The organism is Iodobacter fluviatilis, assembly GCF_004194535.1.
GTDB lineage: Bacteria > Pseudomonadota > Gammaproteobacteria > Burkholderiales > Chitinibacteraceae > Iodobacter > Iodobacter fluviatilis_A.
On record NZ_CP025781.1, the window covers coordinates 3,089,954 to 3,102,357 of the forward strand.

The window sequence follows — 12,404 nt, forward strand, 5'->3', positions numbered from 1 at the left end:
ATTTACTATGGATTTCCAGACTCCCGTCGATCGCAGTGCCACCTCTAGCCAGAAATGGAATAAATACGCTGGCCAAGATATTTTGCCGATGTGGGTGGCGGATATGGATTTTGCTAGCCCGGAATCCATTATTACTGCGCTGCAGGAGCGGGTGGCGCATGGGGTGTTTGGTTATACCGATGCACCGGATAGCTTGGTAGAGGCGGTGCAAAGCTACGCGGCTCAGCATTATGGCTGGCAAATTGATGCCAGCTGGATCGTTTGGTTGCCGGGGCTGGTGCAGGGTTTAAATCTGGCTTGCCGCACGGTGGGCGAGGCGGGGGATGAGGTGCTGACTGCCACGCCGATCTACCCGCCGTTTTTACGTGCACCAGGCTTATCAGGCCGCAGCTTGCTGGCCGTGCCGCTGCAGCAAGTAGATCATCACTGGGAATGGGATTTTGCTGCCTTAGAAGCGGCAATCACGCCTAAAACCAAGCTGCTGCTGCTTTGCCATCCGCATAATCCGGTTGGGCGTGCTTGGAATCAGCAGGAGCTAATCCAGCTGATTGCCATCGCCCGTCGCCATCAGCTGATTATTTGTTCAGATGAAATTCATTGCGATTTACTGCTGCAAGAAGGCGTGCAGCATCAGCCACTGGCAGCCGTGGATGCCAGCTTTGCTGCGCAAACCATTACACTGCTTGCCCCTTCTAAAGCATGGAATATCGCAGGGCTTGGCTGCTCGCTGGCGGTGATTCCAGACCCAACATTGCGTGCAAATTTCTGTAAGCAAATGGCGGGGATTGTGCCTTCAGTCAACCTGCTGGCTTTTACTGCGGCAGAAGCCGCCTACCGTGATGATGGCGTATGGCATGCAGAGTTGATTACCACTCTGCGGCAGAACCGCGATATTCTGCTTGATTGGTTTGCCGGATCAACCCGCCTAAAAATTACTTTGCCAGAAGCCACGTACTTGGCGTGGATAGACGCAAGGGCGCTCGATCCTATCAACCCGCTGCCGTTTTTTGAACAGTTGGGTGTGGGGCTATCGGATGGGCGAGATTTTGGCTTACCAGGCTTTGTCAGGCTAAACTTCGGCTGCCCAAGTGTGACACTGAAAGTCGCTCTAAAGCGGATCGAATCGCTGCGCTAGCAGTACGAGGTGGGCAAGGTACAGGGCCTTGCTCACTCTGCTGAGCAGAATGATGATATTTTGTTGGTTTGTGTTTATTCCTTTAAGCCAACCTGTTCACAGCCACGCTCCAGTTTATTCAGCATCCCTTGAAACGCCTGCAGTTCTTCATCGCTAAATTCTGCCAAAATCACGCTTAAAAATTCGCTGCGTTTGGGCTGTGCTTGAGTGATGGCGGCATGCCCTTGCGTGGTAAGGGTGACATTGCTGAGGCGATTGTCTTGGCTATCATTGACTCGATGGATTAATAAATCTTTTTCCATTGATTTAAGCTGTCGCGTTAATGCGCCTGGATCCATGCCGAGCTGATGCACCAAAAATTTTTGCGTGCATAGCGTTTCTTGATGTAGTTGGTTCAAAATTCGCCAACGGCTTAGACCTTGACCCACGGATAGCTCAAATGCGCCCAGCATGGTGCGATAGCTGCGCCCAAGCTGTTGTAATACTTTGAGTTGCTCAGCTTCATGCGGTGTCATGCTACGGCCTTTGATTTGAACTGAATACGGGGAATTCGGCGCAAGCACCAGAAGGCAAATAAGATGGCGGCTACGCCCAGCCATTGGCTGCTTTGAATGGCATGGCTGAGTGTGGCGCGGGCTTGCTCGATCAGCGCTAAGCCATCAAAGCCCATTTGGTTGATCTGAGTAACCGCTATTTGCTGCGCTTCTGGGTTCACCAATACTTGCGGGTCGTGCATTAAATTGGCAATGGCGGTTTGGTTGGCAAAGCGCTGCTGGATTTCATGACCGTAGCGCCAAGTCAGAATAGAGCCAACCAGTGCGGTGCTCAACATACCGCCAATCATTCGCAACGATTGTAGTAGCGCGGTGCTAATGCCGAGGTCTTTGCGCGGACAGGTTTCCTGCACAAATATAGTTAGATTGGGCATGATAAATCCCAGCCCCAAGCCACCAGACACCATCAGTGCAATCACCAAGGTATGCGAGGTTTGTGGGCTAATTAGCATCATGCCCAGTACACAAACCAGTAGCAGGCCAAAGCCTACATAAAGCATCGCTTCGGGTCTGGGTAAATGCGGCACGACACGGCCATTGATAATGCTGGCAAAGGTAATGCAGACCACCAGTGGGGTAATCAGCATCCCCGCTTGGCTGGCCGAAAGATGAAAGCCGCCTTGTAATAGCAAGGGCGCGTAAGACAAAATCGCAAACATGGTAAAGCCCATTAGCAGCGATAGCCTAAATAGCACCGCCAAGGCGGGATCGCGAAATAGCGCAAAGGGCAGCATGGCGTGCTCGTTATTGGCTTCTTGCCGCCAAGCTAATACGCCAGTGAGGATGCAAATGATCAGCGTAGCCACTACCGTTAGGCTCAGCCCTTGCGCTGGTAACCATTCTACTGATAGCTGCAAGCTGCCTAAAAACAGTGTAATCAACAGTGCACCTAGCCAATCGAGCCGAATCTTATTGCTATGCTGCGGCCTAGGCCTAATCCGTGGCAGGTAGCGGCTAACAAAAAATACACTTAGTAGGCCAACTGGGATATTCACAAAGAACACGGCCCTCCAGCTTACATAGTGGGTGAGTAAGCCACCAATGCTTGGGCCAATCGCGTTAGCAATCCCAAAGGCCGCGCTAAGCATGACTTGCCATTGCAGACGCACTTTACTATCGGGGAATAAATCGGGAATGCAGGCAAACGCCGTCCCGACCAGCATCCCGCCACCTATCCCCTGCAGAGCACGGGCTAGCACCAGCAGTAACATGCTATTGGCCATGCCACAGAGGATGGATGCCAAGGTAAAGATGATGATGGCCACTACCACAAAGGGCCGCCGGCCATAGTAATCGCCTAAGCGGCCAAAGATGGGAATGGTAACCACCGATGCCAGTAAATAAGCGGTAGAAACCCAAGCATAAAGCTCAAAGCCATGCAGCTCTGCCACGATGGTGGGCAGTGCGGTGGCCACCACGGTTTGATCAAGGGCCACCATCATAGTCACAAAGCAAATACCCAACATGGCGAGCAAGGATTGCGTGAAAGTGCGTTCGGTGTTGGGTGTTTGCATAGTAGACTGGTCAATGATTGATGGGTCAATTGATTCTCGCAGTTTGCCGCTCCAGAGGAAAGGAATTTTTACGAGTAGTCCGCGGGAGTGTAGTAAAGGGATATAAAAAAAGCGCAGATTGATCTGCGCTTTTGAAAAGGATATTTGGCTACTGAGCGCTTAGCGATCAGCAAAAGCCAGTTGATCTTGTGCTTTATTGCTGGCGGCTTGGCAGGCTGCAGCAGTGAATAAGACATCGGTGGATGAATTTAAGGCGGTTTCGGCGGAATCTTGCAGTACGCCAATAATAAAGCCGACGGCAACTACTTGCATGGCTAGATCGTTAGAGATACCAAACAAGCTACAAGCCATAGGAATCAGCAAGAGCGAGCCACCTGCCACGCCAGAAGCACCGCAGGCACAAATGGCAGAGACAACGCTGAGGAGAAGTGCAGTTGGTAAATCAACTTGAATACCTAGGGTGTTGACTGCTGCTAAAGTCAGTACCGAAATAGTGATCGCCGCGCCGGCCATATTAATGGTTGCGCCTAGTGGAATCGATATCGAGTAATCGTCTTCATGCAGACCTAGTTTTTTGCATAGCGCCATATTTACCGGGATATTGGCGGCGGAGCTACGGGTAAAGAAGGCGGTAACGCCACTTTCACGTAGGCAAGCAAATACTAATGGATAGGGATTGCGGCGTAGTTTCCAAAACACAATCGCTGGGTTCATCACCAGTGCTACAAACAGCATGCTGCCTACCAGTACTAATAACAGATGAGCGTAGTTCAACAAAGATTCAATCCCTGTTTCAGCAATAGTAGAGGCCACCAAGCCAAAAATCCCAAGCGGTGCAAAGCGAATTACCACACCCACAATCACTGACACGCCGCCCGATAAATCGCTTATCACGGTTTTAGTCGTTTCATTGGCGTGGCGCATGGCAACGCCCAGTGCCACTGCCCAAGCTAAAATGCCGATGAAGTTTGCGTTCATTAGTGCTTTTACTGGGTTATCTACCACGCTAAGCAGCAGGCTACGCAGCACTTCAACAATGCCGCTAGGCGGGGTGATGTCGCTGGCCTGTTTGACCAAAATTAATGTAGATGGAAATAAAAAACTAGCTGCCACAGCGACTACTGCAGCGGCGAAGGTGCCGAATAAATATAAAACCAGAATAGGCCGCATATTTGATTTTTGGCTGGGTTTATGATTGGTAATCGATGCAGCAACTAATACAAATACCAAAATTGGCGCGACAGCTTTTAACGCGCTTACAAATAAATTACCTAATAAGCCAGATGATTTGGCAAATTCAGGAAAGAATAGCGCAAGCATAATGCCTAGAATTAAGCCAACTAATATTTGACTGACTAAACTGGTGCTGTTCAATAGCCTAATGAGTGGATTTTTTACCTGTGGCATTGAATTTCCTTTTGTTATCTATATGGCATTATTTAATAATAACGCGTAGCCGATTTCTAGTGAATAGAAAGGGGCTTTGAATGCGGAGTGATTTAGGGGGGAGGATAAGAGCTAAATGAAGATCTTACTACTGGGGATTCCCTTACGCCGTTTGTTTTTTGTTTAAAATAATACAAGCGAGGATAAGTGAATCGGCACAATTAACTCATTGGCATAATTATGTCCAAAAAAAGCGCCACCCAGCAGGGCAGCGCGTGAGTAAACACAATTAATTAGATTTTAAAGCGATTAAAAGTATCCTGCATATTTTTAGCTAATTCATCGAGCATTTTTAGCGTTTTCATAGAGAATTGCAGGGCCGCATCAGAATCAAGAATTTGGCCATTAATCGATTCTGTGCTTTGCGCCATGGCGGTGGTAGCGTTTTGCTGCTCACTAGTAGATAGCGCAATCTCACCGATTCTTTCGGTTACTTGTTTCATCGAATGGCCAATCAACAGCATGTGCTCGCTAGCAGTTTGGGTGAGCGCGCTACTTACATCTACGGCCTTTACCGTGGTTTGCATATTGCTAACAGCAAGCCCTGTTTCGCTAAGGATATCGCCAATCATCTGGCTGATCTCCATGGTGGCCTTGCCCGTGCGCTCAGCTAGCTTGCGCACTTCATCAGCCACTACGGCAAAGCCGCGGCCTTGCTCACCAGCCCGTGCCGCTTCAATCGCAGCATTCAGTGCCAGTAGATTGGTTTGGTCGGCAATTTCGCGAATCACATTGGTGATTTTGCTAATATCTTGGGAGCGATGCTCTAGTGATACCAGTAGGCTAGATAAATCATTGACTGATTGGCGCGTGTGCTCCATTTCTGTGCTGATTTTAAGCACGTTTTCGCTACCATGCAGCGAAGCTTTTGCCGCGTCTTTCACTAGATTGTCGGTTTCGCGCGCGGCTTCGGCAATATGCGAGATGCTGACGCTCACTTCTTCGATGGCTGCGGCATTAGAGCTAGAAATATCGGCCAGCATGTGTGAATCATCTGCAAGTTTTAGTACTGAGTGATTAACTGTACTTACCCCTCCGGTTAGCTCAATGGCTTCACGGCGTAATTCTTTAAATAAAATATTTAAGCGCTCAATAAACAGGTTAAACGCCTGTGCGGTTTCAGCCACCTCATCGTTACCAGTACTTGGGATGCGCTGAGTTAAATCGGCTTCGCCCTTGGATATATCCAGCATGGCATCGCGAATCTGTAATAAGCCCGCCAATAAGCGAACTAAATAAGTGGTACAGAATGTAAGTACGATAATTAAGACTAATACAACGGCGGCAATAATGATCATAATCAAGCGAATAAGCGGCGCATCAATTTCAGCCTTATCTAGGGCAACACCTAGTATCCAGTCACTACCCGCAACTGGGGAAAGCTTGATTAAAAATGGCTCACCTGCAATTTCTACTTGACTGGCACTTCCTTTATTTAAAAGTGCTGATAAGTGCTGGCTGTCTAAGCTTGGAATTAACTCAGTAATGGGCTTAAGCTCAAATCCTGACTTAGGATAAGCAATGACTTTACCTTCTTTGGTCATTAAAAATACATGGCCATTGCCTGCCAGCTTGATGGCAAGAGTAGATTTCACCAAGTCGCCAATTAAAATATCGCCACCAATTACTTTCTCTTGACCACCGACTTTTTGTGCCAAAGTGATGACCAATTCATTCAGGGCGGCATCGCGGTAAGGCTCTGAAAGAATCACATCATTGGCTGATTTTGCCTGAATATACCAAGGGCGTGCTGCTGGATCATACTCAGGGCTCGGTTTACTTTGGCCGGGTACTGAATACATCATAGTTTTGTTTGTGCCATCGCCTTCAAACATCAGGCTATAGCCACCCGCATCGGCAAGCTGTTGCAAATAAAGGCTGACGTTCTCTTCACCGCTATGGCGCAGTGCAGATTTAACAACGCGCTTACGTGCATTAAGCCACTGGCTGATCATTGCCGATTGGCCTGCGACAACCGAGTCTACCTCTCGCTCGGCTTCAGCATAGGTGTGATTGCGGATGTTAAAGCAAGTAATCAGGGTGATGCTGATTGTTGCAAAAAGCATAGACAACGCGATTAATAGCGTGATTTTACTTCTGATTGAATTCATATATTGACCTAAAAGTAAAGAGAATTAATCCGAATTATCCTCTTTTAATAATGTTATTAGGATATGCTTATGCATTTAAATTGTGGCTTAGGTATTAATCACAATTTAGGCCAAATAAGTACTCTTGTCTAAGCACTTCTTATTGGTGTGTTTGGAGCATGCCCTCTTGAAAATAATCTAAATTGCAGCCACCCTTTATCTTGTTAATTAAACTGTAGCAGGAGTCATCATGACCATCGGCCCAAGTCCAGATAACCCTCACCCTAAGGATGGCTTTCCTCAGGTCTGTTTTATTAAAAACACCGTGGCTAATCCAAATATCATCATTGGTGACTACAGCTATTACGATGACCCGGAAGATTCAGAAAACTTCGAACGCAATGTGCTTTACCACTACCCCTTTATAGGCGATAAGTTAATCATTGGTAAATTTTGCGCCATAGCTAAAGGGGTAAAATTTATAATGAATGGTGCCAATCATAAGCTTTCTGGTATTTCAACCTACCCCTTTCAAATATTTGGCAATGGCTGGGAAAAGAACGCCCCTCCACTCTCTGAATTTCCATACAAAGGCGATACCATTATTGGTCATGATGTCTGGATAGGTTTTGATGCATTAATTATGCCCGGCGTTAAAATTGGCCATGGTGCAGTGATTTCTGCTCGATCTGTTGTTACTTGTGATATCCCTGCCTACACCGTTGCTGGTGGTAATCCAGCTAAGCTTATTAAGCATCGCTTTACCCTAGATCAAGTGGCAAGATTAGAAGAAATAGCTTGGTGGGATTGGCCGGTGGAAATCATTAGCGAGCATTTAGCTGAGATTATGGCGGGGGATATTGAAGCTTTGGCTGCGGTGGTGCGCGCTTAAGTTTAATCACATTGAGAAGAGATGAATAAAGTGATCGTTTTTACCGGTGCTAGCCACGGCATTGGTGCTGCGACCGCCAAACTGGCTGCCGCGCGTGGCTATGCTGTTTGCGTAAATTACTTAAAAAACCACGCTGCGGCTCAAAGTATTGCGGATGAGATCACCGCCTCAGGTGGCGTTGCCATTGCTGTGGCTGCGGATGTATCGCTTGATGCCGAAGTGCAGCGCCTATTTCAAATCGTTGACGAGCAGTTTGGTTCTATTACGGCTCTGGTTAACAACGCAGATATTTTAGAGCAACAAATGCGAGTGGATGAAATGGATGGCGCTCGTTTAAATCGCATTTTTGCTAGCAATGTGATTCCCTATTTTTTATGCGCTAAAGAAGCCGTCAAGCGGATGTCTAATCGTTATGGTGGCAGCGGCGGGGCGATTGTTAATGCCTCATCCGCGGCATCGCGCCTTGGCTCGGCGGGGGAATACGTGGATTATGCAGCTTCGAAAGGTGCCATTGATACCCTGACCTTTGGCTTATCCAAAGAAGTCATCAGTGAAGCTATTCGTGTCAATGCTGTCAGGCCAGCTTTTATCTACACCGATATTCATGCAGACGGCGGTGAGGCAGGGAGGGTAGATTGTCTTAAATCTACTATCCCCATGCAGCGGGTGGCACCGCCTTAGAGGAGGCTCATGCTATTATGTGGCTTGTCCGATGAGGCATCTTATGCAACGGGAGCATTTATTGATTTAGCAGCTGGGAAGTAAACGCCGAGCCTAAAAAACAAAAAACCCGCTAATCCGTGAGGATGCGGGCTTAATATTTTGCTGTGGTGCCCGGGATCGGACTTGAACCGATACGCCATAAGCGAGGGATTTTAAGTCCCTTGTGTCTACCAATTTCACCACCCGGGCTACAAACACTAGCTGCTGCGTTTGCAGAACAGGTGCGCATTATAACTAGCCCTAGATATTTTGCAAGCTCTTTTGTAAAGAAAAATGGCGGACGGTGATGGTGAGTGCTTACTAAGGAAGGCTAGATTTTGTCAGCCTATTGATTTTCAAGGAACTTATCATTGGTTGCACCCCTAGTAATTAAATCTTGCTACGGTCTCTGTTGCGGGTAAAGATTTTGCAATGTTGAAACACAGAGGGGGGTGATTAAGGTGCTATTAATCGTCCCGAGTAAGTACTTCTAGGAGTTCAATTTCGAAGATGAGATTTGAGTTTGGTTTAATGTGCTCGCCGATTTGTCTTTCGCCGTAGGCAAGGTGGGCAGGAACGATAAGCTTGCGTTTACCGCCTACTTTCATCCCCATTAATCCCTGATCCCAGCCTTTAATGACGCGGCCAGTGCCGATGACGCACTGAAATGGCGAGCCTCTGTCGTAAGAGGAGTCAAATTTTGTGCCATCTTCAAGAAATCCATTGTATTGGGTGGTGATCAGCGCGCCTTTAACCGCTTCTTTTCCATCGCCCAGTTGGATATCGAAGACTTCCAATTCTATTGTCATGGTTTTTCTCGCTTACTTTAATAACGCGCTATTGCTTAGTTGGTCTCGCCTAATTGGCCAGCTTTGCTAATCAAGGGCTAAGCATGCCTGCAGTGGGTTAATTATATGGTTTATGGCTGTTATTCGGGGTTTTTTACAGATATGTAAGGTGATGGCAGAAACGCTAGACAAAGAAAAAGCCCTGATTAATCAGGGCTTTAACTGTCTTACTTATGGAGGCGGAGGCCGGAATCGAACCGGCGTAGACGGCTTTGCAAGCCGCTGCATAACCATTTTGCTACTCCGCCATGGTTACTTAAATAAAGATATTTTCTTTATTCTTAAAATTTGGAGCGGGAAAGGAGACTCGAACTCCCGACATCTACCTTGGCAAGGTAGTGCTCTACCAACTGAGCTATTCCCGCATTAGGGCGATACAGCATGAATTGGAGCGGGAAAGGAGACTCGAACTCCCGACATCTACCTTGGCAAGGTAGTGCTCTACCAACTGAGCTATTCCCGCATTGTTCATGCTTTTTAAAAAATTTAAAATAAGTGGAGCGGGAAAAGAGACTCGAACTCTCGACATCTACCTTGGCAAGGTAGTGCTCTACCAACTGAGCTATTCCCGCATCTTACTTTAAGTACAACGGTTATTACTATAATAAATGGAGCGGGAAAAGAGACTCGAACTCTCGACATCTACCTTGGCAAGGTAGTGCTCTACCAACTGAGCTATTCCCGCAGCAGGTTTTATTACATTTTCTTTTCTGTCGTTGCGTCAGAAGAGGAGTCGCATTATGAAGATGAGCCCCTGCTTCGTCAAGCACTATCTACGTGCTTTTCCGCTGAAAAAAGCCACTATATCGATAGTGTCTTGATATTTAAAGGCTAAAAAGTCTGTTTATGTTAATCTTATGCCTGCTGATGCTTGCCAGGGATACTGGTGGTGATGTTGGTCATTAGCAAACCTTTAATTTTTTATGCTGCCGAGATGACGGCGGCGTCTACATCGGAGGACTTCCCGTGTCTAAACGTATTGTCACGCTTGCTCATTATTATACCCAGCCCGAAATCCAGCAAATGGCCGATAAAGTTGGCGATAGCTTAGAGCTATCTCTCTATGCCAAAGAATGCGGCGCCGATGTCATTGTGTTTGCTGGTGTGCGTTTTATGGCTGAAACCGCCAAAATTTTAAATCCGCAGGCGGAGGTGATTTTGCCTGCTAGTGGCTCAACCTGTTCACTCGTTACTCAAACCGATGTAAAAGCCTTACAAAAATGGCGTGAAGAGCATGCAGATTACGTGCATGTTTCTTATATTAACTCCTCAGCCGAGCATAAGGCTTTATCGGATTGGATTGTAACCAGCCGTAATGTAGATGACATTATTGCCAGCCTTTATGCCGAAGGTAAAAAGGTGGCGTTCTCGCCAGATCGTAATATGGGCGCGTATTTAAACTTTCAGTATGGCTACGATATGCCGCTGTGGAGCGCCGTGTGTGAAGTCCACGATAAATTCAATCAGGCTGCTCTGGATGAAGCATTCGCGGCAGTAGCAGGGGCTAAATACCTGATTGCCCACCCTGAAAGCCCGTTGCCCGTGTTGCAACAGGCTGATTACGTGGGGTCAACTTCTGGCATGCTGAACTGGATTAAGGCTTTCGATAAAGAGCCAGATGCGGTGATCTTTGTCGCGACAGAGGACGGTATTCTCTACAATATGGGCCTTGCCCGCCCTGACTTAAACATTAAGCAAGCACCGATTTATGCGGGCTGTCAGTGTAATTCATGCCCATATATGAAGATGAATACCATTGATGCGGTCAAACGCGCTCAAGCGGGAGAGGGAACACGCATTGATTATCTGACTCCTCAACAAATGGATGACGCACGCTTGCCGATTGAGCGCATGCTGGAGTTCTCCAAGCGTTATTACCAATAAGCCCTTGAGTAAGCAAAAAGGGCCTGTACTTCATCTAATCTATGGGTCTTTTGCTATGGATCGCTAGCCGTCTGCTGAGTTTATACTTGGCAGGATTTTGCTGGCGATTTGTCTTTTAAAGCACGTTATTTGCGTTTGAAACACTAACAGGCGGGTGATAATGCTGGATTACCTTGTGTTTATTGGGCGCTTTCAGCCTTTTCATTTAGGGCATTTGCAGGTCGTAAAAGCCGCTTTAGAGCGTGCAGGTAAATTAATTGTTATATGTGGCTCGGCCCGCCAGGCTAGAAACCCACGCAATCCCTGGACGGTGCCAGAGCGCGAGGCGATGCTGCGTGCGGCTTTGCCAGCAGAGATGCAAGATCGCGTGTTTGTGGTGGGCTGCTCAGACCGGATGTACAACGATCAGCAGTGGGTGACCGAGGTGCAGAGCTTGGTGGATAAGGTGATCGCGGTAGATAACGCCAGCCTTGGTAGCCGCGAAGCGCAGTTTAAAGTGGGGATTGTGGGCAGTAGCCGCAGCAAGCATACCTATTATCTTGATCTTTTTCCGCAGTGGCTCAGGGTGGAAGTACCAGAAATTATCGGCATCCATGCCTCACAAGTGCGGCGTAATCTATTTGCACAAGGGGGGGCAGGGCTATGCGCCGATAAACTCCCCGCGCCCGTCTACCAGCATTTACAAGTGTTTCGCCAAGGGGATATTTACGCGAATCTAGAAACTGAATGGCGTTTTGTTCAGGATTATCGCAAGGCATGGTCGGAGTCACCCCATCCCCCCACTTTTGTGACGGTTGATGCGGTGGTGATTCATTCTGGGCATATTCTGCTGGTACGGCGTAAAAACCTGCCAGGGCGGGGGCTGTGGGCGCTACCGGGGGCTTTATTAATCAAGATGAGCTGGTAAAAGACGCGGTTATTCGTGAGTTGCGAGAGGAGACACGTTTAAAAGTACCTGCGCCGGTACTAGCAGGCTCGATTCGTTCTTCACGGGTGTTTGATCATCCGCATCGCTCTTTACGTGGCCGAACCATCACCCATGCTTTTTTGATTGAGCTGACGCCAACCGGCGAAGGCTTGCCCAAAGTGCGTGGTGGTGAGGATGCAGATCGTGCCAAATGGGTGCCACTATTTGAGTTTAACCGTATGGAAGCAGAGTTATTTGAAGATCACTTTTATATTGTGAATTGGTTTTTAGGGCAGATTTAAACTATTTATTGAGGCTAATTGCCCTATGTATTGTTTAAATTAAGCACTCGTTATCAAGTGAGGCGTTAATACGATGAAAGTGATTGGGCTAATCAATAAAGAATTTTTGGATATGATTTTTTCTGATTTC

11 protein-coding genes and 6 tRNA genes are annotated in these 12,404 nt (G+C 47.6%); 6 read left to right on the forward strand and 11 right to left on the reverse strand.

All coding sequences use genetic code 11. The features are described 5' to 3' along the window. Positions 1 to 7 precede the first annotated feature (7 nt). Positions 8 to 1,135, forward strand: coding sequence for a MalY/PatB family protein (locus C1H71_RS13720; RefSeq protein ID WP_130107051.1), 1,128 nt, complete (start codon positions 8 to 10; stop codon positions 1,133 to 1,135). A gap of 74 nt (positions 1,136 to 1,209) precedes the next feature. Here the strand turns inward: C1H71_RS13720 and C1H71_RS13725 are convergent, their stop codons facing one another. The 4 genes from C1H71_RS13725 to C1H71_RS13740 form a co-directional block, all read right to left on the reverse strand. Next, positions 1,210 to 1,650 carry a MarR family winged helix-turn-helix transcriptional regulator gene (locus C1H71_RS13725; RefSeq protein WP_188053288.1) on the reverse strand — a complete coding sequence of 147 codons (441 nt, stop codon included), beginning with the start codon at positions 1,648 to 1,650 and terminating at the stop codon, positions 1,210 to 1,212. Next, the gene (locus C1H71_RS13730) at positions 1,647 to 3,203 is read right to left on the reverse strand and encodes an MFS transporter (protein WP_130107053.1); all 1,557 of its coding nucleotides are present in this window, start codon (positions 3,201 to 3,203) and stop codon (positions 1,647 to 1,649) included. The genes C1H71_RS13725 and C1H71_RS13730 overlap by 4 nt, the downstream gene beginning before the upstream one ends. A gap of 159 nt (positions 3,204 to 3,362) precedes the next feature. After that, on the reverse strand, positions 3,363 to 4,610 hold the full coding sequence (gene sstT / locus C1H71_RS13735) for a serine/threonine transporter SstT (protein WP_130107054.1): 1,248 nt from the start codon (positions 4,608 to 4,610) through the stop codon (positions 3,363 to 3,365). Positions 4,611 to 4,882: 272 nt separating this feature from the next. Continuing rightward, positions 4,883 to 6,760, reverse strand: coding sequence for a methyl-accepting chemotaxis protein (locus C1H71_RS13740; RefSeq protein ID WP_130107055.1), 1,878 nt, complete (start codon positions 6,758 to 6,760; stop codon positions 4,883 to 4,885). 229 nt (positions 6,761 to 6,989) lie between these two features. On the opposite strand from C1H71_RS13740, the gene C1H71_RS13745 reads away from it, so the two are divergent. Both C1H71_RS13745 and C1H71_RS13750 read left to right on the forward strand, forming a co-directional pair. Continuing rightward, positions 6,990 to 7,631: a Vat family streptogramin A O-acetyltransferase gene (locus C1H71_RS13745; protein ID WP_130107056.1), complete on the forward strand. Its 642-nt coding sequence runs from the start codon at positions 6,990 to 6,992 to the stop codon at positions 7,629 to 7,631. Between the two features lie 21 nt (positions 7,632 to 7,652). Continuing rightward, the gene (locus C1H71_RS13750; protein ID WP_262488295.1) at positions 7,653 to 8,312 is read left to right on the forward strand and encodes an SDR family NAD(P)-dependent oxidoreductase; all 660 of its coding nucleotides are present in this window, start codon (positions 7,653 to 7,655) and stop codon (positions 8,310 to 8,312) included. A gap of 147 nt (positions 8,313 to 8,459) precedes the next feature. Here C1H71_RS13750 and C1H71_RS13755 read toward each other — a convergent pair. The 7 genes from C1H71_RS13755 to C1H71_RS13785 all read right to left on the reverse strand — a co-directional run bounded on the left by C1H71_RS13755 (position 8,460) and on the right by C1H71_RS13785 (position 9,866). Next, a tRNA-Leu gene (locus C1H71_RS13755) sits at positions 8,460 to 8,543 on the reverse strand. 257 nt (positions 8,544 to 8,800) lie between these two features. Then, positions 8,801 to 9,142: an FKBP-type peptidyl-prolyl cis-trans isomerase gene (locus C1H71_RS13760; protein ID WP_130107057.1), complete on the reverse strand. Its 342-nt coding sequence runs from the start codon at positions 9,140 to 9,142 to the stop codon at positions 8,801 to 8,803. A 213-nt stretch (positions 9,143 to 9,355) separates the two neighbouring features. After that, positions 9,356 to 9,429, reverse strand: a tRNA-Cys gene (locus C1H71_RS13765). Between the two features lie 41 nt (positions 9,430 to 9,470). Then, positions 9,471 to 9,546 (reverse strand) — tRNA-Gly (locus C1H71_RS13770). A 22-nt stretch (positions 9,547 to 9,568) separates the two neighbouring features. Further along, positions 9,569 to 9,644: transfer RNA gene (locus C1H71_RS13775), tRNA-Gly, on the reverse strand. A 33-nt stretch (positions 9,645 to 9,677) separates the two neighbouring features. Further along, a tRNA-Gly gene (locus C1H71_RS13780) sits at positions 9,678 to 9,753 on the reverse strand. Positions 9,754 to 9,790: 37 nt separating this feature from the next. Continuing rightward, positions 9,791 to 9,866: transfer RNA gene (locus C1H71_RS13785), tRNA-Gly, on the reverse strand. 281 nt (positions 9,867 to 10,147) lie between these two features. On the opposite strand from C1H71_RS13785, the gene nadA reads away from it, so the two are divergent. From nadA to C1H71_RS21515, 3 genes are all read left to right on the forward strand, one after another. Next, a complete protein-coding gene (gene nadA / locus C1H71_RS13790) occupies positions 10,148 to 11,065 on the forward strand; it encodes a quinolinate synthase NadA (RefSeq protein ID WP_130107058.1) in 918 nt (305 codons plus the stop codon). Between the two features lie 160 nt (positions 11,066 to 11,225). Next, a complete protein-coding gene (locus C1H71_RS13795; RefSeq protein WP_262488296.1) occupies positions 11,226 to 11,972 on the forward strand; it encodes an adenylyltransferase/cytidyltransferase family protein in 747 nt (248 codons plus the stop codon). Beyond that, positions 11,930 to 12,274: an NUDIX domain-containing protein gene (locus C1H71_RS21515; protein WP_262488297.1), complete on the forward strand. Its 345-nt coding sequence runs from the start codon at positions 11,930 to 11,932 to the stop codon at positions 12,272 to 12,274. Before C1H71_RS13795 ends, C1H71_RS21515 begins: the two co-directional genes overlap by 43 nt. The last annotated feature ends 130 nt before the right edge of the window (positions 12,275 to 12,404 follow it).

Bases quoted from the DNA above. Each gene is read 5' to 3' on its own strand.
- C1H71_RS13745 (WP_130107056.1), top strand. From the start codon at position 6,990: ATGACCATCGGCCCAAGTCCAGATAACCCTCACCCTAAGGATGGCTTT.
- C1H71_RS13740 (WP_130107055.1), bottom strand. From the start codon at position 6,760: ATGAATTCAATCAGAAGTAAAATCACGCTATTAATCGCGTTGTCTATG.
- C1H71_RS13750 (WP_262488295.1), top strand. From the start codon at position 7,653: ATGAATAAAGTGATCGTTTTTACCGGTGCTAGCCACGGCATTGGTGCT.
- C1H71_RS13795 (WP_262488296.1), top strand. From the start codon at position 11,226: ATGCTGGATTACCTTGTGTTTATTGGGCGCTTTCAGCCTTTTCATTTA.
- C1H71_RS13760 (WP_130107057.1), bottom strand. From the start codon at position 9,142: ATGACAATAGAATTGGAAGTCTTCGATATCCAACTGGGCGATGGAAAA.
- C1H71_RS13730 (WP_130107053.1), bottom strand. From the start codon at position 3,203: ATGCAAACACCCAACACCGAACGCACTTTCACGCAATCCTTGCTCGCC.
- C1H71_RS13725 (WP_188053288.1), bottom strand. From the start codon at position 1,650: ATGACACCGCATGAAGCTGAGCAACTCAAAGTATTACAACAGCTTGGG.
- sstT (WP_130107054.1), bottom strand. From the start codon at position 4,610: ATGCCACAGGTAAAAAATCCACTCATTAGGCTATTGAACAGCACCAGT.
- C1H71_RS13720 (WP_130107051.1), top strand. From the start codon at position 8: ATGGATTTCCAGACTCCCGTCGATCGCAGTGCCACCTCTAGCCAGAAA.